Raw genomic sequence first — 19,265 nt, forward strand, 5'->3', positions numbered from 1 at the left:
GCACCGCGAACCTCGTGCCGCCACGCAGAGCCATCGCTCAACCTCCAACTTGTTAACTTGTCTGCCAAGTTGTATTTATGACTGTGAGGTATACCGCTCATGAGCATGGACGCGAGGAGCCGGGCCAGGGCTAGAGCGTGAATCAAGGCCGGGGCACGAAGCCCGGGGGGTCAAGGAGCGAACACCGAGGCCAGGGCGGCGAACACCGGGGCCAGGCGCGAGGGCCGCAGCGTGACGGCCAGGCCCCTTGATCCCGTGCGCTCATCCAGACCATTCGCCCCGGTGGGGGATCAGTCGCTCGCCGCGCTCAGGACGAACGTCTCCAACAGCTCTCCGCCGTACCAGTCGGTGCGCTGACCCACGTGCGCCATGCCCAGCCGCCGAGCGACCGCCATCGACGGCTCGTTGCCCGGCGACACGACCGCGTAGATCTGCGGGGTGCCGGCAGCGAACTCCCGCGCCAGCAGCGCTCGGGCCGCCTCGGTGGCGTAGCCGTGACCCCACGAATCCGGGTGCAGGTGCCAGCCCGTCTCGATGTCCTCGGTGAGCTGCGTCTCCGGCGTTCCCGGCAGCGGCTTGAGCAACACCGTGCCCGCCACCAGGCCGGTCTCACGTACCTCGATCGCCCAGGTGCCGTACCGGCCGCCGTCGTCAGCATGCCGGTCTCGCCAGATCCGCAGCCGCTCGACGGCCTGGGCCGGGTCGGTCATCGGCAGGCCCGGCGACACCGCCAGCCAACGGGCGATCTCGGGACGGGAGTAGATGTCGTAGATCCGGGCCAGGTCGGCCGGATCGTCGGTCCAATCGCGCAGGATGAGACGTTCGGTGGTGAGAACAGTCATGACAGGCGATCTTAAGGAGTGGCGGACCCGAGGAGCGGGAAAGGAATCACGATGGGCAGCGGTTGGCAGCGGGCGAAGCGGATCACCAGTGCCGCGTTCCGTCCGATGCGCGGACGGGACCTGTCGCTGCACGCCGCCGCGATCACCTTCTACGGCGCGATCGCGGTGGTGCCGGTCGCCCTGCTCGCGATCTGGCTCACCGCGCTGGTGGCCGGGGCCGACCGGGTGCGCCGGCTCACCTCGTACGCCGTGGACGCCCTGCCCACCGCGATCGGCGCACCACGGGCGGTGGACGCGCTTGTCGAGGCCGGGGTGGCGTTGACCCCACTGCTGGCACTGGCCTCGCTCCTGCCCGCATCGCTGTACGGCGAAGGTCTGCGCCGGGCGTTCGTCTCGGTTGCCGCACCCCGCTCCGACGAGCACCTGATCGGCTGGCGGGGCCGGCTACTGCTGCTGCCGCTGCTCGCGCCGGCCCCCGCCCTGCTGCTGTCGATCCTGCTGGCGCTGCCGCTCACCACCCGTCTCGTCCGCCAGGGCGGCTGGTTCGGTGTGCTCGGCGTGGTGCTGTCGTTCCTCGCGGTCTGGCTGGTGCTGACGCCCGTGCTGGTGTGGGTCTTCCGGGTGGTCGGGCCGGCCTCACCGGACTGGCTGTCCACCCTCGCGATCGGGTCGTTCACCGCGGCGAACCTCTCCGGTTTCCTGCACGGCTTCGTGCTCTTCGCCTCGCTCCCGCTGAACCTGGGCGTGCCGTTCGGCGGCTTCGACGAGATCGGCGCCGGCGTGGCCGTGCTCCTCTGGCTCTACCTGTTCCACGTGATCGTCCTGGCCGGCTACTCCGCCACCCTGGCCCTCTCCCGCTGGCGTACCTCCCGCACCCCCACCCCCACCCCCGAGGCCGGTTGATCAAGAGGTTTGCGTCACCAGAGGGCCGTCTGGTGACGCAAACCTCTTGATCACCGGGGCGGGGGTGGGCGGGGAGTGGGGGTGGGGGTTGGTGGGGCGGACTAGGGTGGGGCGGCATGAGCAGTGAGATTCCGGGTCGCGCCGATGTGGTGATCGTCGGCGCCGGGCACAACGGTCTGGTCTCCGCCGTGCTGTTGGCCCGCGCCGGGCTGGACGTCCTGGTGCTGGAGGCCGCCGACGTGCTCGGCGGCGCGACCCGCACCGAGAACCCGTTCCCGAAGGTGCCCGCGCTGCGGCACTCCACCGGTTCGTACCTGCTCGGGCTGATGCCGCCGGAGCTGCTCGCCACGCTCGACGTACGGATCCCGGTGCTGCGCCGCGACCCGCACTACTTCCTGCCCACGCCAGGTGGCCTCGGCTCGCCGTACCTGCTCTTCGGCAGTGACACCGCCGCCACCCGGGCGCAGCTCGCCGAATTCTTCTCCCCCGCCGACGTGGCCGCCGACGACGCCATGCAGGCCGAGTTGGCCGCGCTGCGCGAGGACCTCGCCCCGGCCTGGCTGGCGGAGCCGCTCAGCGTGCGGGAGACCGCCGAGCGGCACGTCCGGCCAGCGCTGCGGCAGGTCTTCGTCGACCTCGTGCAGGGGTCGGTCGCCGACTACCTGGCCCGGTTCGAGTTCCGCTCCGAGCTGCTGGTCAGCATGTACGCGGTCACCGACGGCCTGTCCGGGCTCAACGCCGGCCCGGACGACCCCGGCACCGGCCACAACTTCCTCGTCCACAACATGTGCAGATTGCCCGGCTCGGGCGGCACCTGGATGATCGCCGAGGGCGGGATGGGCACCGTCTCCCGCACGTTCGCCGACGCCGCCCGTGCCGCCGGGGCGACAATCCGGACCGGTACGCCGGTCAGCGCGGTGACAGTGGACGGTGGCGCGGCCAGCGGAGTGGTGCTGGCCGACGGTCGGCAGGTCGCCGCGCGGGTGGTCCTCGGCGCGTGTGACCCGTACCGGCTGATGGACCTGTTGCCCGACGGCGCGCTCCCGGCACCGCTCGGCGAACGGATGGCGGCGGTCCGCCGGCCCGGCACCACCCTGAAACTCAACCTGGCGCTCACCGGGCTGCCGCGGTTCTCCTGCCTGCCGGCCGGCGCGCCGAGCCCGTTCGGCTCGACCATCCACCTGCTGCCCGGCTCGGCATCGCTTGTCGGCGGGGACGACACGTCGCCGATGACAGCGCTGCGCGGCATGTGGGCGGACGTGCGGGCCGGTCGGCTACCGGCGGAGCCGACCATCGAGTGGTACCTGCACACCACAGTCGACCCGTCGCTCTCCGACCCCGCCGGGCACCACTCGTCGGCGCTCTTCGTCCAGTCGGTCCCCTACGAGCTGACCGGCACCACCTGGGACGCGGCGCTGCCCGGCTACGTCGACCGGCTCATCGGGATCGTCGAACGGTACGCCCCCGGCACCGGTGACCTGATCGCCGACGCGGTGCCGCTCCCCCCGCCCGGCATCGAGGCACACTTCGGCATCACCGGCGGGCACATCCACCACGTCGACAACACCGTCTCGTTCACCGACCGGATGCCCTACGCCACAGGCATCGACGGCGTGTACGCCGGCAGCGCCGGCTGCCACCCGGCGGGCAGCGTGATCGGCGCGGCCGGCCACAACGCCGCCCGCCGAATCCTGTCCGACCTAGGCCGCTGACCTGTCCTCGGTCCGGCCGGCCGACGGTCGGAGGTCGCCCGGGCCGCCGATCAGGTAGAAGCCGACCAGCAGGAGGTACGCGCAGAGGCTGAGGATGGGGTCGATGAAGACGACGGCGAAGGCGACCAGGTAGAGCAGGGGCTTGAGCAGCGCCCTCCGGGCGATCGCCCGAACCAACCGGGGATCCAGGTCGGGATGGAGCAGCCGTCGCCGATCGGCCCACCACCAGGTCAGATTGACGAAGACCGACTCACCGAGCACGGTGCCGACGTAGAGCGCGGCGGTCAGCCGCTGCTCGGTCACACCACCGCGCAGGTTGTCCGACAGCAGGTCGGCGGTGAACGGGATGGTGGCGATGAAGAGCAACACGAACAGGTTGAGGACCAGCAGCATCTGGTCGACCCGGGCAACGTACCGCCACAGGTTGTGGTGGGTGAGCCAGACCTGCCCGGCGATCGCGAAGGTGATGACGTACGCCAGGTAGGACGGCCAGGCGTGGGCCAGGGCGTTCGGAAGCTCTCGCCCGCTCTCCCGCGCCGGGCCGCTCTGCAGCAGCTCGACGGCCATCACCGTCAGCACGACCCCGAAGACCCCGTCGCTGAACGTCTCCACCCGGGCAGCGTCCCGGGCCTTCTCCCGGCCGCGCCCGTACCGGTACTCGCTCTCCCGCGCGTCCGCCCCCGCCACTACCCGCCCCCATGCCCGGTTGCTGCCGGTCTGCGGCTCTCACCACACCACTGCATCGTGGCGTACGCGGGGGCGGCGTGAACGCGGAACCGGTGCGGCCGGGCACGACGTCGCGCGCCCCGGCCACCCGGGTCAGATCACGGCCTCGCCGGCGGGGGCCGGGGTCTCCGCGTCCACCCGGTGGGCGCGGACCTTGTGACCGACGCTGGTCAGGCACCGGCCGGAGGGCAGGTCGAAGCGCCAGCCGTGCAACTGGCAGGTGAGCTGGTCACCCTCGACGATGCCGAACCGGGTCAGGTCCGCCTTCAGGTGCGGGCAGCGCCGCTGCACCACCCAGTCGCCCAGGGTGATGTCCTCGGCGTCGGTGCTGCGCTCGTGCTCGTCGTACCAGCCCTCGGCGTACTGGAGTCGCTCCTCGGAGAGGCACTTGAAGAACGCGTAGACGAACTCGTTGTACTGGCCGATCCGGGCCGCCGAGAACCGGCAGGACAGGAAGAGCGAGTTGACCCAGTCGACCTCGTCGATGAAGAGCAGGTGCTCGATCAGCGACCGCTCGGTACGGAACCGGTAGCGGACCTTCTCGTCGGCGTACGGCCGCACCTCTTTGCCCGGGAAGTCCACCACGATCGACTCGACGCTCTCGCCGTCGTAGCCGACCAGGTCGAAGCGAACCGGACCGCCCACACCCTTGGCCAGGTAGATCGACTCGTCGAGCAGCGGCTCGATCCGACGCTTCATTCCGCCCAGCACGTCCACCTCGGGGTGCCGCCAGGACGCCTTCTCCGCCTCGATGATCGGGCGCTTGCGCTCCCGCATCTCCTCCAGGTGGGCGACCTTGTTCGCGAAGAACTCCTCGACCGGCACCGGGTGGGTGGTGCTCGCGCCCTCGGTGGTGACCTCGGCGACGCTGCCCGGCAGCAGCACGATGCCGTTGGTGCCGCTGACCTTGGCGTACTCCGACAGGAACACGGACTGGTCGGGGAAGATGTTGCCCTCGTCGCCGTGGATGTCGTTGAACTGCCACAGCGCGTCGTCCAGGAAACACGGCGGGCCGGCGATCGGGAAGACGTGATCGGCCTTCAGGTCGTCGATGTAACGCCAGGTCCGGTCGAACTGCCGGTCGCGCTTCTGCTTGCCGAACGCGGTCTTCGCCGCCTGCGGCAACTCGTAGACCATCGGGTACCAGATCGCCCCGGAGAACTGGAGCAGGTGCGCGTGCACATGCCCCAACTCGGCGAAGACGGTCAGGTCCGTCGGGCGGGCGTCGTTCTGGTTGAGCAGCCGCACCCCGTCGTACTCGACCCAGAGCGAGGAGTCGCCGATCGGCCCGTCGGTCGGGCTGGTCAACGCCTGAATCATGATCTTCAGACCGCCGGGCAGCTCCACCACCTGCTCGTTGGGGGTCTTCAGGAACTTCGTGAAGCCCAGCGCCCGGAACTCGTCCTCCATCTCCGAGGTGGGGAACTCGGGGAGCAGGACGGTGGCGTCCTTCGAGACGAAATCGCGCAGGTGCTTCGCGTCGAAGTGGTCCCGGTGCAGGTGGGAGACGTACAGATAGTCGACCTGGCCCAGGCTGTCCCAGTCGAGCAGGGAATTGTCCGGGAATGGGAACCACGACGCGAAGTAGGCCGGGTTGACCCACGGGTCGCACAGGATGCTGCCCGCAGCCGTGTCGATCCGCATGCTGGCGTGCCCGGTTCCGGTCACTCGCACCGCACAGTCCCCCTCAAACAGACAATCAGGTGTACGCCAAACGCTACCGGAGCCAGTCTGACCGCCGCCCCGCGACGCCGGTAGTGCCGTTCGACCCAGCTGGGAATGGGCTCGGACGGCCTGCCGTCCCCCTCTTCAAGTCGGACCCTGCGCCGGGGCCGGCACGAGGCGTGCCAGACTAACCAAAGATCCGATCGCGAGGGAAGGACCGACAGTGGCAGGAAGCGAGCCGGTAACGTCGCCAGATCAGCGCAAGCCCGGGCACCGCAAGGCCGGGCAGATCGGTGCGGTGCTCTCCGCACTGGCGCTGCTGGCGATGATCTGCGGCAACCACGAGGGCAAGGTCGAGGACATCTGGCTGGTCGGCCTGGCCGCGCTGCTGCTGATCATCGTGATCGGCGACGTCGTGCTGCGGCGCAACGGTCTGCGCTCCTGACCCGACCCGCACCGGACGACAACGCCGAGGGCCCGCCCCCACCCGGGGGACGGGCCCTCGTCCGTACGTGTCGGGGTCAGCGCCCGAAGAGGATGTCCTGCACGTCCTTGAGCGCGGCGTCGACCTCAGCCTCGAAGTAGCCACCGGGCACCAGGCCGAACCGGAGCGTGTCCAGGTCCTTCGGGTCGACCGGCATCGGGTTGCGGCGCTGCATGCCGCCGAGCAGGGTGTCGAAGAACCGGTCCACCTGGTCGGGGTCGTACCCGCTGCCGAACCGGCGAACCTGGAAGCTCCGGCGGATCTGGTCGACCCGGTAGAGATCGCTGCCGGGCGGGCCAGCCATCGGGGGGCCACCCATCGGCGGACCACCCATCGGCGGACCGGCAACGGCGGGCGGACCGGCCATCGGCGGCCCACCGATACCCGGCTGCGGCAGCGGGGGCGGACCGGCGGGGCCCCGGCGCATGTCGCGCAGGTCCCGCTCCGGCATCCGGATCTCGGCGGTCATGTCGGTGCGGCCGTGCCGCCCGGCCTCGAAGCCGTCGAAGCGCGGCTCCTCCGGGGGATAGCCGCCGGGCGCACGCTGGTCGTCCGGGCCGTACCCGCCGGGAGAGCGGTGATCGTCCTGGCCGTACCCGCCGGGAGAGCGCTGGTCGTCCGGGCCGTACCCGCCGGGCGCACGCTGGTCGTCCGGACCGTAACCGCCGGGCGCACGTTGGTCGTCCGGGCCGTAACCGCCGGGCGCACGTTGGTCGTCCGGGCCGTAACCGCTGGGGCCGGCGGGCAGGCTGCGCGGCGGAACACCGTGGCCCGCCATCGGGCCGGGGCCCATCGGGCCGCCGGGGCCCATCGGGCCGGGGCCGGCCGGGCCTCGCGGCGCGTCGTAGCCACCCCGGGGGGCGTCGTACCCGCCGGTGAAGGCACCGGTCGGCTCGTCGTAGCGGCCGTAGCGGTCGGCGGGCGGACCGGCCTGCGCGGGCATCGGCCGGGGCGGCATTGGCTGCGGGATCATGCCCCGGTCATCGCGCATCGGTGGCCCCATGCGATCCGGTGGACCCATCCGGTCACCCATTCGGGGGTCGCCACCGCGACCGGCGGCGGTGCGCTCCTCGAGCTCGGCCAACTGCCGCTCGACCCGGTCCAGGTGCAGGTCGACCTGCCACTCGTCGTAGCCGTTGAAGCGGACCCGGAAGACGACGTCGTGGACCTCCTGGGAGGCCACCGGCGCGCCGACCTGCCGGCCGTCGAGCGTCGCCTCGACCCGGTCGAGGAAGGCATCCACCTCGTCGACCTTGTATCCCCGGCGGAGCGCCTTGCGCCGGAAACGCTGACCCTGACTCGCCACTATGTCTCCTGGTCTCGTTCGCCACGCCCGGTCACGCCGGTGCCTCTCCGGCGCGGTCGGTGAAGGTGTCGTTGTCCTCGGCGGCGGCGAGTTGACCACACGCGCCGTCGATCTCGCGACCTCGGGTGTCCCGTACGGTGGTGGACACCCCGGCGTCGCGCAACCGACGGACGAACTCCCGCTCAACCGGCTTCGGGCTCGCGTCCCAGCGGCTGCCCGGCGTCGGATTGAGTGGGATGAGGTTCACGTGGGCCAATTTGCCGGCCAGCAGCCGCCCGAGCAGGTCGGCTCGCCACGGCTGGTCGTTCACGTCCTTGATCATCGCGTACTCGATCGACACGCGACGGCCCGTCCGGGCGGCGTAGTCCCACGCTGCGTCCAGCACCTCAGCTACCTTCCAGCGCTGGTTTACCGGCACGAGTTCGTCGCGCAGATCATCATCGGGGGCGTGCAACGACAGCGCAAGGGTCACTGAGAGGTCTTCGCTGGCCAGTCGGCGGATGGCCGGAACCAGGCCGACCGTGGAAACGGTGATGTGCCGCTGGGACAGGCCGAGCCCCTCCGGAGCTGGGCTGACCAGGCGGCGGATGGCCGCGACGACCCGGTTGTAGTTGGCCAGCGGCTCGCCCATGCCCATGAACACGACGTGTGACAACCGCGGCGGGGAGCCGGCCACGGCGCCGGAGGCCGCCACGCCGGCCAGATACACCGCCTGGTCGACGATCTCGGCGGTGGACAGATTGCGGGTCAGCCCTGCCTGGCCGGTCGCGCAGAACGGGCACGCCATGCCACAGCCCGCCTGGCTGGAGATGCAGACCGTCACCCGGTCCGGATAGCCCATCAGCACGCTCTCCACCAGCGCGCCGTCGTGCAGCTTCCAGAGCGCCTTGCGGGTCGCGCCGTCGTCGCAGGCCAGCTCGCGCACCGGATTGAGCAGCGTGGGCAGCAACTGCTCGGACAGCCGTTGCCGGGTCGCCGCGGGCAGGTCGGTCATGGCCTGCGGGTCGCGGACCAGCCGCCCGAAATAGTGGTTCGACACCTGCTTGGCGCGGAACGCCGGCTCACCCAACTCGGTCACCAGCGCCTGGCGGCCGGCCAGGTCCAGATCGGCGAGGTGTCGTGGCGGCATGGAGGCCCGGCGCGCGGCGGGGGCATCCGAGAGGACGGGGATCAACGGCAGGCTCGTCATGGCTGGTCCAGTGTGTCACGCCCTCGGCGGCAGCCGCCGGTCCGGAGGTGTCGAACGGGCCGCGACCGCCGGAGCCGGAAGACCAGGACGCCGTGATTCATACCTCAGTTCACCATCGGCACGAAGATCGCCAGCAGCAGGTAGGCGGTCGGCACCGCGAACAGGATCGAGTCCAGTCGGTCCATCAGGCCGCCGTGGCCGGGCAGCAGGTTGCTCATGTCCTTGACACCGAGATCCCGCTTGATCATCGACTCGGCCAGGTCGCCGAGGACCGCCGCGCCGGAGACGGCCACCCCGAACAGGGCACCCCACCAGGGCTCCAGCTCGAACATCAACCACAGCAGCAACGCGCTACCCAGGGCCGCGGCGGTGACCGAACCGGCGAAACCCTCCCAGGACTTCTTCGGGCTGATCGCCGGCGCCATCGGATGACGACCGAACGAGACGCCGGCCGCGTACCCGCCGGTGTCGGAGAGGACCACAGCGATCAGGGTGGCCAGGATCCGCATCCAACCGTCGACGGGGGCCGCCGCGAGCAGCGCCGCGAAACCGGCGAGGAACGGCACGTAGACGGCGATCAGGGTGGCCGCTGTGACATCCCGCTGGAAGCCGGCCGGACCGTCACCCAACCGCCAGATCATGGTGCCGAGCACTGTGACCAGCAGCCCCAGACTGAGCGCGTCCGGGCCGGCGAACCAGGCCAGACCCACTGTCAACACTCCACCGGCGATCAACGGCACCAACGGCGGGTGCGCGCCGCTGCGGCGGACGGCCCGCGCCATCTCCCAGCTGCCGACGGCGACGGCGGCGGCGATCACCGGCAGGAACGCCAACGGGTAGAAGATCAGCGGCACCACGATCAGCGCACCGAGGCCGAGCCCCACGCCGATCGCCGCCGGCAGGTTGCGGCCGGCCCGCCCGTTGCCCACCTGCTGGGTGGCCGGCCGGTCGGCGCTCGCCCGGCGTCGACCCTTCGTCCGTCGGCCACCCGACGGCTCCGGCTCGGTCGTCGGCTCCAGGTCCGGTGCCAGCTCGGCCCCGATGGGCGCGAGCTGCGCCGTCGGGTAATCGGCGTCGTCGTGAAAGCGGACTGGCCCGTCGAACGGTGGCGGGCCGTCGTACCGGCCGGGCTCGTCGTGCCGCTCCGGGTCACCGTGGCGGGTCGGCGCGCCGTCCGGGCCGACCGGCGCGCGATCGCCGTACCGGCCGGCGCGGCCCCGCTCGTCGTACCGGTCGGGCTGGTTCCGGTCGTCCTCGTACCGGTCGCGGTCGTCGAAACGGTCGTGCCGGTCGCGGTCGTCGAAGCGGTCCTCCGGGCGGACCGCGCGGCCACGCTCGTCGTACGGGTCCGTCGGCTGCGGGTCGGCGTGCGGCCGGGTGCGCGGGTCGGCGTACAGCTCAGGGCCGGCGGTGGGACGGCGGCTCCACTGGCCGGCGTCCAGGTCCTGCTCGGGCCAGGGCAGGGCCGCTGGACGCTCCGGGCGGTCCCAGCCGCGAGGCTCGCTGCCGTAGGGGTCGGGGTGGGACATCACGCACCGCGACGAGGCGCGAGAACCACCACATGACGCAAGACCACAAGCATCCCCTACACGCGCGATGTTCCTCCGATTGACCGCCCCGACGGTCGGTCGATCCCCGGTGTTCACCGCCCGGTGGCCGGGAATCCTGCCGAGCCTACTGCACCCGCCGGACCGGCACGGCGGACGAGGCACGGCGACGGGCGTCGCCCCTGGCCAGCAGGCCATCGCGAAGCCAGACACACCCATCCGGTACGCAGATCCGCAGCCATCACGGCGCCGGCGAGAACCCCTGCTGACCGACGACACGAGGCCCGACCCCCGGTGGGGGTCGGGCCTCGGCGCATCGCACCCGAGCGGCGGGCGGACTGTCACACCTCGAGCAGCTCGGTTTCCTTGTGCTTCACCAGGTCGTCGATGTTGGCGACGTAGCGCTGGGTCAGGTCGTCGAGTTCCTTCTCGGCGCGGCGACCGTCGTCCTCGCCGGCCTCACCGTCCTTGACGATCCGGTCCAGCTCCTCCTTGCCACGGCGGCGGACGTTGCGGATCGCCACCTTGGCCTCCTCGCCCTTGTGCCGGGCCACCTTGATCATGTCTCGGCGGCGCTCCTCGGTCATCTGCGGGAGCAGGATGCGCAACTGGTTGCCCTCGTTGTTCGGGTTCACCCCGAGGTCCGAGTCGCGGATCGCCTTCTCCATCGCATTGATCTGCGAGTTGTCGTACGGCTTGATGATGGCCATCCGCGGCTCGGGAACCGCGATGGACGCCATCTGGGTCAGCGGCGTGGGCGTGCCGTAGTAGTCGATGATGACCTTGGAGAACATGGCGGCGTTGGCGCGACCGGTACGGATGGCGCCGAACTCCTCCTTGGCGTGCTCAACCGCACGCTCCATCTTTTCCTCGGCCTCGAGGAGGGTGTCGTCGATCACCGGTCTCCTCGCCTCCTTCTGTGCTCGTGGTGGGCTCTGCTGAAAGTCGTCAGGGCCGCCGCTGCCGTCGCCGTCGGCGGGGCTCAGGCGGTGATCAGGGTGCCGATCTTGTCGCCACCCACCGCGCGAATGATCGTGTCGTCACCCTGCGCGCCGAAGACCAGCATCGGCAGGCCGTTCTCCATACAGAGGCTGAACGCCGCCGCGTCGGCCACCCGCAGGTTGCGGCGCAGCGCCTCGGAGAAGGTGATCGAGTCGAGCTTGCTGGCGGTGGGATCGATCCGCGGGTCGGCGGTGTAGACGCCGTCCACGCCGTTCTTGCTCATCAGCACCACGTCGGCCCGGATCTCCAGAGCCCGCTGGGCGGCCACCGTGTCGGTGGAGAAGTACGGCATCCCCGCGCCCGCGCCGAAGATGACCACGCGGCCCTTCTCCAGGTGCCGGATCGCCCGCAGCGGGATGTACGGCTCAGCGACCTGGGCCATCGTGATGGCGCTCTGCACCCGGGTCTCGATGCCTTCCTTCTCCAGGAAGTCCTGCAACGCGAGGCAGTTCATCACCGTGCCGAGCATGCCCATGTAGTCGGCGCGGGCCCGGTCCATCCCGCGCTTCTGCAACTCCGCGCCGCGGAAGAAGTTGCCGCCGCCGACCACCACGGAGACCTGCACGCCGCGACGGACCACTGTGGCGATCTGCCGGGCGATGGCCTGGACGACGTCCGGGTCGACGCCGATCGCGCCGCCACCGAACACCTCACCGGAGAGCTTCAGCACCACCCGGCGGGCGCGCCCCGGCGGCGGTGCCGTCGGATCGTCCATCGCCAGCGTCCGGTCACTCACAACCTGCGTCATCCGCCCCGCCCTTCCCCACGCGCACGCCCCGTGCGGCGCGTACCGCGAACCTGCCGCTGCCGACCCTATGTGACGAGGAGGCCGCGGTGCCTGTCACGTACACCGGCGGCCTCCTCGTTGACGTCTTCTGCCCACGGGCGCACGTGGCGCCCGGTGACGGCTCAGGCCTGGCCGACCTCGAACCGCACGAAGCGGGTGACCTCGATGCCGGCCTCGGCCAGCAGCTGCTTCACCGACTTCTTGTTGTCGGCGACGGACGCCTGCTCGATCAGGACGTAGTCCTTGAAGAAGGAGTTCACCCGACCCTCGATGATCTTCGGCAGGGCCGCAGCGGGCTTGTTCTCCTCGCGGGCGGTCTGCTCGGCGATGCGCCGCTCGGACTCGACGACCTCGGCCGGAACCTCGTCCCGGGTGAGGTACTTCGGCCGCATCGCGGCGATCTGCATTGCCACACCACGGGCGTCGGCGTCGCCGGCCTCGTCGCTCTTGCCGGTGTACGACACCAGCACACCGACGGCCGGCGGCAGGTCCTGGGCCTTGCGGTGCAGGTAGACGGCGGTGGTGCCCTCGACCCGGGCGAACCGGTTGAGCACCAGCTTCTCGCCGATCTTGGCGGACTGCTCCTGGATCAGGTCCGCGACGACCTTGCCGTCAAGCTCGGTGGCGAGCAGTTCCTCGGCGCTGTTCACGCCGGCGCGCTCGCCGTGCTCGACCAGCTGCTGGGCCAGCGCGATGAACGACTCGGTCTTGGCGACGAAGTCGGTCTCGCAGTTGACCTCGAGCAGCGCCTTGCCGGAGTGGGCAACCAGGCCGTTGGCGGCCGTACGGCCGGCCCGCTTGCCGACGTCCTTGGCGCCCTTGACGCGCAGGATCTCGACGGCCTTGTCGAAGTCGCCCTCGGCCTCGGTCAGCGCCTTCTTGCTGTCCATCATGCCGGCGCCGGTGAGGTCGCGGAGCTTCTTGACGTCCGCGGCGGTGATTTGGGACATGGCTCTCTCTTCGGTGTTGAGACGGCGTGTGGATGGTCAGAGGTGCCGGTTACCCGGATCCGGGCGGATCGTGCCCGGTGTACCGCCGCTGCCCGCCGTCTGCGAAAACGGACGGCGGGGCAGCGACGGTGCGGTCACTCCGCGGTGGCGGCCGCCGGCTGCTCGGTGGCGGCCTGCGCCGGCTGCTCCGGGCTGGCGGGCTGCTCGGCCGGGGCGGCGGCGGGCTGCTCGGCGGCGACAGCGGCGGGCTGCTCGGTCGCTACGGCGGCGGGCTGCTCGGCCGGGGCGGCCGACTCGTCGGCCTTCTTCGGCTCCAGCAGCTCGCGCTCCCACTCGGTCAGCGGCTCGTCGGTCGCGACACCCTCGGGCTTCTCGTCGTTGCCCCGGCGACGGCCGGAACGCGCGATCAGACCATCCGCGACGGCGGCGGCGACGACCTTGGTCAGCAGCTCGGCCGAGCGGATCGCGTCGTCGTTACCCGGGATCGGGAAGTCGACCTCGTCCGGGTCACAGTTGGTGTCCAGCACCGCGATCACCGGGATGCCCAGCTTGCGGGCCTCGTCGACGGCGATGTGCTCCTTCTTGGTGTCGACGATCCAGACCGCGGCGGGAAGCTTCTGCATGTCCCGCAGACCACCGAGGGTGCGGGTCAGCTTGATCTTCTCGCGGGAGAGCTGCAGGGTCTCCTTCTTGGTGTAACCGGCGGCGGTGCCGCTGAGGTCACCCAGGCCCTCCAGCTCCTTCATCCGCTGGAGCCGCTTGTACACCGTCTGGAAGTTGGTCAGCATGCCACCGAGCCAGCGGTGGTTGACGTACGGCTGGCCGACCCGGGTCGCGTGCTCGGAGATCGCCTCCTGGGCCTGCTTCTTGGTGCCGACGAACAGGATGCTGCCACCCTCGGCGACGGTCCCACGCACGAACTCGTACGCCTTCTCGATGTACTCGAGGGTCTGGCGCAGGTCGATGATGTAGATGCCGTTGCGCTCGGTCATGATGAAGCGCTTCATCTTCGGGTTCCAGCGCCGGGTCTGGTGCCCGAAGTGGACACCGCTCTCCAGCAGCTGACGCATGGTCACGACGGCCATGGTTGGGGTACTCCTCAAGGTCCCTGGTTGTCACGCCCGGCCGGTGGCCGGGCGTCCTGGCGCCTGGTCGCCGACCCATGGTGGACCCGACCAAGATCGGGACCAGGGAGGCCGTCGCTCCACGACGATTCGTGAAGAGGGCGCGCGAGGTCGACCGCACGAGGCGGTCGCCAGTTGGCCAGTGTACGCCCCTCACCCGTCCACCGGCCCCGGGGTGCGCGGGTGTGCCCGAGTGCCGCGCGCGGGTCAGCCGGCCCCGGCGTGCGCGGGTGTGCCCGAGTGTGCCCGGGTGCCGCGCGCGGGTCCACCGGCCCCGGCGTGCGCGGGTGTGCCCGGGTGCCGCGCGCGGCTCAGCCGGCCGCGAGTGCGGCGGCGAGGAAGAGCACCAGACCGACGGTCAGGTAGGCCGTGGGCGGGCGCAACCAGCCCCGACCACCGTCGGCGAGCGCCAGGCCGCCGGTTCGGAGCCCGTAGAGCCCGGTCGCGAAGATCGGCAGCCCGGCAACCAGGGCGATACCCACCACCACGTTCCCGGCGTCCACCGGATCGCCGGTCACGCCGGCCAGCAGCACCCGCAATGCGGGGACCTCGAAGATCAACACCAGCAGAGCGAAGAGTACGGCCAGCACCGGCCGGCGGGTCCGGTAGACGCCGTCGGCCACCGGGGGGTACGTCGGCGGCTCCGCGGTGGGCAGGTCAGGGCGGGGGCCGATCCCCGGCATCGCGCCGGTCGGCATCTCCAGGGGGTTCGGCGTGTCGCCACCGCCACGAGTGGGCTCGATGATCGGATACCCGCCGAACGGAGCGGGACGGGCCTGGTCGGCGAGCACGCCGGTCGGCGTGTCACCTCCCGGTGTCGACGAACGGCTGGCCTCCTCGCGGCCGACGGTCAGCGGCGCATCCGTCCCGGCCGGCGCCCGGGCGGCCCGACGACCGGGCAACTCCCCAGAAATCTCCGAAGGGTCCCGGACGGTGAGCGGTGGTCCCACCCCGGCCGACTCCTGGGCCGCCCGACGACCGGGCAACTCCCCGGAGATCTCCGAGGGATCCCGGTCGGCCCGCCGTGACCGGGTGGCCCGGTATCCGTCAATCTCCGGCCGTCCGTCCCCCAACGGGTCGACCGCGCCGAACCGTCCCGACTCGGACTCGCTCGCGCCGAACCGACCCGACTGGGCATCGACAGCGCCGAAGCGCCCGGAGTCCGGCTCCGGCGCACTGCCGAAACGACCGGTGTCCACCGCGCTCAGCCGACCCGAGTCCGACTCCGCCGCACCGCCGAAACGCCCCGCGTCCACCGCGCCGAAGCGACCGGAGTCCGGCTCTCGGCGTCGGCCGACGCCGGTGTCCTCGACGGAGCGGCTCTCGTTGGGGCCACGCTGCTCGGGGATCTCGTCGTCCCGGTACCGCGGTTCGTCCGCGCCGCGCCACTCCGACTCGCCGTAACCGGGACCCCGCTCGTCGGGGTACCAGCGTGACTCCTGATCTTCCGGAAAGCTCCGTCGTCCGTCCACGTCAGGCACCGTATGCGACCGGCCACGCCCGCGCCATTTCGGCCCAACCCACCGCTGCCGACCGCACGGCGGGTAGCGCGATCAGACGGAAGCTGGCGACATCGCGCCCTGATCACCCTGCGTCCGCCATCAGCGTTGATCAGGTGATGGAAAGTAGGTCGGCAGCTGTCCTGGAACCTACTTTCCATCACCTGATCATGGTGAGGCCACCAACCGGAACTCACCTCCGTGCGGACGGGGAGTCACGCCAGACCCGGCCGTGGCCTCGTAGCACAGTGCGGCTTGATCGTCCGGTTTTCCACAGGTCACTGGTTGTCCACAGCTGAGCCATCGCCGAGGTCGCGACACTCGCCCTCCGGCGGGCAACGTGCCGGCCATGACGAAGCGGAACCAGGCGGTCGGCGCGTACGGCGAGCGGTGCGCCGCCCGGCACCTGACCGAGGCGGGTCTGCGCCCCATCGCCCGAAACTGGCGCTGCCCGGCCGGGGAGATCGACATCATCGCCTGGGACGGGCCGGTGCTCGCCTTCTGCGAGGTGAAGACCCGCCGGGGCGACGACTTCGGCACCCCGGCCGAGGCGGTCGTGCCGGCCAAGGCCCGTCGGCTGCGGGGGCTCGCCGCGCGCTGGCTGACCGAGACCGGCACGACCGCCGACGAGGTGCGTTTCGACGTGCTGTCGGTGCGGCTGCCCGACGCCGGTCCGGCGCGGGTGGACCACCTCAAGGGCGCGTTCTGACATGCGCGACCCGAAGGGGTCGGTGACCCGGCCGTGAGCTACGCGAAGGTGCTCTGCGTCGGGCTGGTCGGGGTCACCGGCCACCTGGTCGAGGTCGAGGCCGACCTGGCCGCCGGCCTACCGGCGGTGGTGATCTCCGGTCTACCGGACACCGCCCTGCACGAGGCCCGCGACCGCGTCCGCGCCGCCGTGGTCAACTCCGGCCAACGCTGGCCCAACCGGCGGATCACCCTCAATCTGCTGCCCGCGACGCTGCCGAAATTCGGCTCGGCCTTCGATCTGGCCATCGCCGCGGCACTCCTGGGCGGCTCGGGTGAGCTGCCGCTGCTTCCTTTGGAGGGGGTGGTGGTCCTCGGCGAGTTGGGGCTCGACGGGACGGTCCGGCCGGTGCGCGGCGTGCTCCCGATGGTCGCCGCCGCGGCTCAGGCCGGCGTCGAGCGGGTGATCGTCCCGGTCGGCAACGCCGCCGAGGCCGCCGTCATCCCCGGGGTACGGGTGCGAGCGGTGGATAACCTGCACCGGCTGGTCGCCTTCGTTCGGGACGGCGCCCCGCTGATCGAGCCGCCGGAGGCCCCCTCGACACCGGTCGTCGACGGACCGGATCTCGCCGATGTCGCCGGGCAGCAGTTGGGCCGGCGCGCACTGGAGGTCGCCGCGGCCGGCGGGCACCACGTGGCCCTGCTCGGGCCGCCAGGCGTCGGCAAGACGATGCTCGCCGAACGGCTGCCGTCGATCCTGCCCGAGCTGGACGACGACGCGGCGCTGGAGGTCACCGCCCTGCATTCGGTCGCCGGGCTGCTGCCGCCGGGCGGCCGGTTGCTGCGTCGCCCACCGTTCCAGGCGCCGCACCACACCGCCACCGTGGCGTCGCTTGTCGGTGGTGGCTCGGGGCTGGCCCGACCCGGCGCGGTGTCGCTGGCGCATCGCGGCGTGCTCTTCCTCGACGAGGCCCCCGAGTTCACAAAGGGCGCACTGGAGGCGCTGCGCCAACCGCTGGAAGACGGCCGCATCCAGCTCAGTCGCAGCGGGGGCGGCACTGTCTATCCGGCCCGGACCCAGTTGGTGCTGGCCGCCAACCCCTGCCCGTGCGCCAACCCGGCCGGCGATTCGCACTGTGAGTGCACCCCACTGGCCCGCCGCCGCTATCTGGGCCGGCTCTCCGGGCCACTGCTCGACCGGATCGACGTACAGGTGCGGTTGATGCCGGTGCGGGCGGCGGAGTTGATGGCAGCCGACGGCGGCGTCGAGCCCTCGGCGACGGTCGCCGCCCGGGTGTCGGCGGCCCGGCAGGCGGCGACCACCCGCTGGGCCGACCTCGGCCGGCGGCTCAACGCCGAGGTGGAAGGACAGCACCTGCGCCGGCCGCCGTGGCGGCTGCCCGCCCGGGTCACCGCCGAGTTGCGGGGCCGGCTCGACTCCGGCTCGCTGTCGGCCCGCGGCTTCGACCGGGTGATCCGGATGGCCTGGACCATCGCTGACCTGGACGGCCGGGACCGACCAGACCTGGACGACGTCCGGGAGGCGCTTCAACTACGGACGGGAGAGGCGACGTGAGCGCCGATGACGAACGCAGGCTGGCCCGGGTCGCACTGACCTGGCTGGCCGAGCCGGGCACCCGCGTGGTGCACCAACTGGTCGAACGGCTCGGCCCGGTGGCGACCCTGGACCTGCTGCTCGACGGCGGCAGCCCGGACGGCTGGCTGCACACCACGGTGGCCGCCCGTTCGGCGGCCGGCGACGCCCGGGCGGTGGCGGCCGAGGCGCTGGACCGGGCGGACCGGCTCGGTGCCCGCCTGGTCACACCGGACGACGAGGAGTGGCCGGCACGGGTGGCCGGCCTGTCCACGCTGCGCCTACCGGACGTCACCCGCCGGGTGGACGGTGAGACCGCCCCACCGCTCTGCTTCTGGGTACGCGGCGGCTGGCCGCTCGGTGAGGCGCTGGATCGTTCGGTGGCCGTGGTCGGAGCGCGGGCGGCGACCGGCTACGGCCAGCACGTCGCGACTGAGCTGGGATACGGACTGGCCGAACGGGACTGGACGGTCGTCTCCGGTGGCGCGTTCGGCATCGACGCCGCCGCCCACCGGGGTGCCCTCAACGCGGACGGCCTGACCGTCGCGGTGCTCGCCTGCGGGTTGGACCGGCCGTATCCGATGGGCAACGCCGCCCTCTTCGACCGGATCGCTGACACCGGCCTGCTGGTCAGTGAGTGGCCGCCCGGTGCCGAACCGCTGCGGCCCCGGTTCCTGATCCGCAACCGGGTGATCGCCGGAGGCACCCTGGGCACCGTTGTGGTGGAGGCGTCGGCCCGCAGTGGCGCGACGCAGACCGCTCGGCGGGCCATCTACACCAATCGGGTGGCCATGGTGGTGCCTGGGCCGGTGACCTCGGCGATGTCCGTCGGCGCGCACGAGTTGCTCCGCGAGTTTCCCAAGGCTCGGCTGGTCACCGGGGTGGCGCACGTGCTGGAGGAGGTGGGACGGATCGGCACGGACCTGGCCCCGCTGGCGCGCGGCCCGCAGCGGCCCTCCGACGCGCTCGACGACGAAGCGCGGTCACTGCTGGAGGCGTTGCCACGCCGCCGCGCGATGGGCGTGGACCGGCTCGCCGCCCGGGCGGGTGTCGACGTACGGACCGCGTTGCGCAAGCTGTCCCTGCTGGAGGAGCTGTCCATGGTGGTCCGTCGAGACGACGGCTACGCCCTCACCCCGCCCGTCAAACCGAAGGGTGCGACGGCGACATCGGCGTCGACCTAGAGCCGCGGGCGGGTGCGGCACGGCAGGCCGGTCGGGGGTGCTCGCCTCACGTCCGTCGCACCCC

Annotated in this window: 17 protein-coding genes; 6 read left to right on the forward strand and 11 right to left on the reverse strand. The window is 71.6% G+C overall.

Annotation, left to right across the window (positions count from 1 at the left end; translation table 11 throughout):
• Positions 1–290 precede the first annotated feature (290 nt).
• Entirely contained in the window at positions 291–842 is a 552-nt protein-coding gene (locus ABZU25_RS31290; protein WP_355032945.1) for a GNAT family N-acetyltransferase, read from the reverse strand.
• Between the two features lie 51 nt (positions 843–893).
• On the opposite strand from ABZU25_RS31290, the gene ABZU25_RS31295 reads away from it, so the two are divergent.
• Together ABZU25_RS31295 and ABZU25_RS31300 are read left to right on the forward strand one after the other, a co-directional pair.
• The gene (locus tag ABZU25_RS31295; protein ID WP_355032946.1) at positions 894–1,745 is read left to right on the forward strand and encodes a YhjD/YihY/BrkB family envelope integrity protein; all 852 of its coding nucleotides are present in this window, start codon (positions 894–896) and stop codon (positions 1,743–1,745) included.
• Positions 1,746–1,861: 116 nt separating this feature from the next.
• Positions 1,862–3,457, forward strand: coding sequence for an NAD(P)/FAD-dependent oxidoreductase (locus tag ABZU25_RS31300; RefSeq protein ID WP_355032947.1), 1,596 nt, complete (start codon positions 1,862–1,864; stop codon positions 3,455–3,457).
• Here the strand turns inward: ABZU25_RS31300 and ABZU25_RS31305 are convergent.
• Positions 3,446–4,144, reverse strand: coding sequence for a TMEM175 family protein (locus ABZU25_RS31305; protein WP_355032948.1), 699 nt, complete (start codon positions 4,142–4,144; stop codon positions 3,446–3,448). The two genes, ABZU25_RS31300 and ABZU25_RS31305, sit on opposite strands and share 12 nt — an antisense overlap.
• A gap of 132 nt (positions 4,145–4,276) precedes the next feature.
• Positions 4,277–5,857 carry a Rieske 2Fe-2S domain-containing protein gene (locus ABZU25_RS31310; protein ID WP_355032949.1) on the reverse strand — a complete coding sequence of 527 codons (1,581 nt, stop codon included), beginning with the start codon at positions 5,855–5,857 and terminating at the stop codon, positions 4,277–4,279.
• 214 nt (positions 5,858–6,071) lie between these two features.
• On the opposite strand from ABZU25_RS31310, the gene ABZU25_RS31315 reads away from it, so the two are divergent.
• On the forward strand, positions 6,072–6,293 hold the full coding sequence (locus ABZU25_RS31315) for a DUF2631 domain-containing protein (protein WP_355032950.1): 222 nt from the start codon (positions 6,072–6,074) through the stop codon (positions 6,291–6,293).
• A gap of 76 nt (positions 6,294–6,369) precedes the next feature.
• Here ABZU25_RS31315 and ABZU25_RS31320 read toward each other — a convergent pair whose 3' ends face one another.
• The 8 genes from ABZU25_RS31320 to ABZU25_RS31355 all read right to left on the reverse strand — a co-directional run bounded on the left by ABZU25_RS31320 (position 6,370) and on the right by ABZU25_RS31355 (position 15,709).
• On the reverse strand, positions 6,370–7,638 hold the full coding sequence (locus tag ABZU25_RS31320) for a DivIVA domain-containing protein (protein WP_355032951.1): 1,269 nt from the start codon (positions 7,636–7,638) through the stop codon (positions 6,370–6,372).
• Positions 7,639–7,669: 31 nt separating this feature from the next.
• On the reverse strand, positions 7,670–8,827 hold the full coding sequence (rlmN, locus tag ABZU25_RS31325; protein WP_355032952.1) for a 23S rRNA (adenine(2503)-C(2))-methyltransferase RlmN: 1,158 nt from the start codon (positions 8,825–8,827) through the stop codon (positions 7,670–7,672).
• A 104-nt stretch (positions 8,828–8,931) separates the two neighbouring features.
• Entirely contained in the window at positions 8,932–10,356 is a 1,425-nt protein-coding gene (locus ABZU25_RS31330; RefSeq protein ID WP_355032953.1) for a phosphatidate cytidylyltransferase, read from the reverse strand.
• A gap of 359 nt (positions 10,357–10,715) precedes the next feature.
• On the reverse strand, positions 10,716–11,273 hold the full coding sequence (gene frr / locus ABZU25_RS31335; protein WP_204943784.1) for a ribosome recycling factor: 558 nt from the start codon (positions 11,271–11,273) through the stop codon (positions 10,716–10,718).
• An 83-nt stretch (positions 11,274–11,356) separates the two neighbouring features.
• On the reverse strand, positions 11,357–12,124 hold the full coding sequence (gene pyrH, locus ABZU25_RS31340) for a UMP kinase (protein ID WP_238433181.1): 768 nt from the start codon (positions 12,122–12,124) through the stop codon (positions 11,357–11,359).
• A 161-nt stretch (positions 12,125–12,285) separates the two neighbouring features.
• The gene (tsf, locus tag ABZU25_RS31345) at positions 12,286–13,113 is read right to left on the reverse strand and encodes a translation elongation factor Ts (RefSeq protein ID WP_355032954.1); all 828 of its coding nucleotides are present in this window, start codon (positions 13,111–13,113) and stop codon (positions 12,286–12,288) included.
• A 134-nt stretch (positions 13,114–13,247) separates the two neighbouring features.
• Positions 13,248–14,198, reverse strand: a complete 951-nt coding sequence (gene rpsB / locus ABZU25_RS31350; protein ID WP_355032955.1) for a 30S ribosomal protein S2 — start codon at positions 14,196–14,198, stop codon at positions 13,248–13,250.
• A gap of 350 nt (positions 14,199–14,548) precedes the next feature.
• On the reverse strand, positions 14,549–15,709 hold the full coding sequence (locus ABZU25_RS31355; protein ID WP_355032956.1) for a hypothetical protein: 1,161 nt from the start codon (positions 15,707–15,709) through the stop codon (positions 14,549–14,551).
• A 376-nt stretch (positions 15,710–16,085) separates the two neighbouring features.
• Here ABZU25_RS31355 and ABZU25_RS31360 point away from each other — a divergent pair, with 376 nt between their 5' ends.
• Genes ABZU25_RS31360 through ABZU25_RS31370 form a run of 3 tightly spaced genes read left to right on the forward strand, consistent with a single transcriptional unit; the run spans position 16,086 to position 19,201 of the window.
• Positions 16,086–16,445, forward strand: coding sequence for a YraN family protein (locus ABZU25_RS31360; RefSeq protein ID WP_355032957.1), 360 nt, complete (start codon positions 16,086–16,088; stop codon positions 16,443–16,445).
• Positions 16,446–16,478: 33 nt separating this feature from the next.
• On the forward strand, positions 16,479–17,999 hold the full coding sequence (locus tag ABZU25_RS31365) for a YifB family Mg chelatase-like AAA ATPase (RefSeq protein ID WP_355032958.1): 1,521 nt from the start codon (positions 16,479–16,481) through the stop codon (positions 17,997–17,999).
• Complete coding sequence (locus tag ABZU25_RS31370) at positions 17,996–19,201, forward strand: DNA-processing protein DprA (RefSeq protein WP_355032959.1); 1,206 nt, start codon at positions 17,996–17,998, stop codon at positions 19,199–19,201. The genes ABZU25_RS31365 and ABZU25_RS31370 overlap by 4 nt, the downstream gene beginning before the upstream one ends.
• Positions 19,202–19,265 lie beyond the last annotated feature (64 nt).

The organism is Micromonospora sp. NPDC005215, from assembly GCF_040607915.1.
In the GTDB taxonomy this organism is placed as follows: domain Bacteria; phylum Actinomycetota; class Actinomycetes; order Mycobacteriales; family Micromonosporaceae; genus Micromonospora.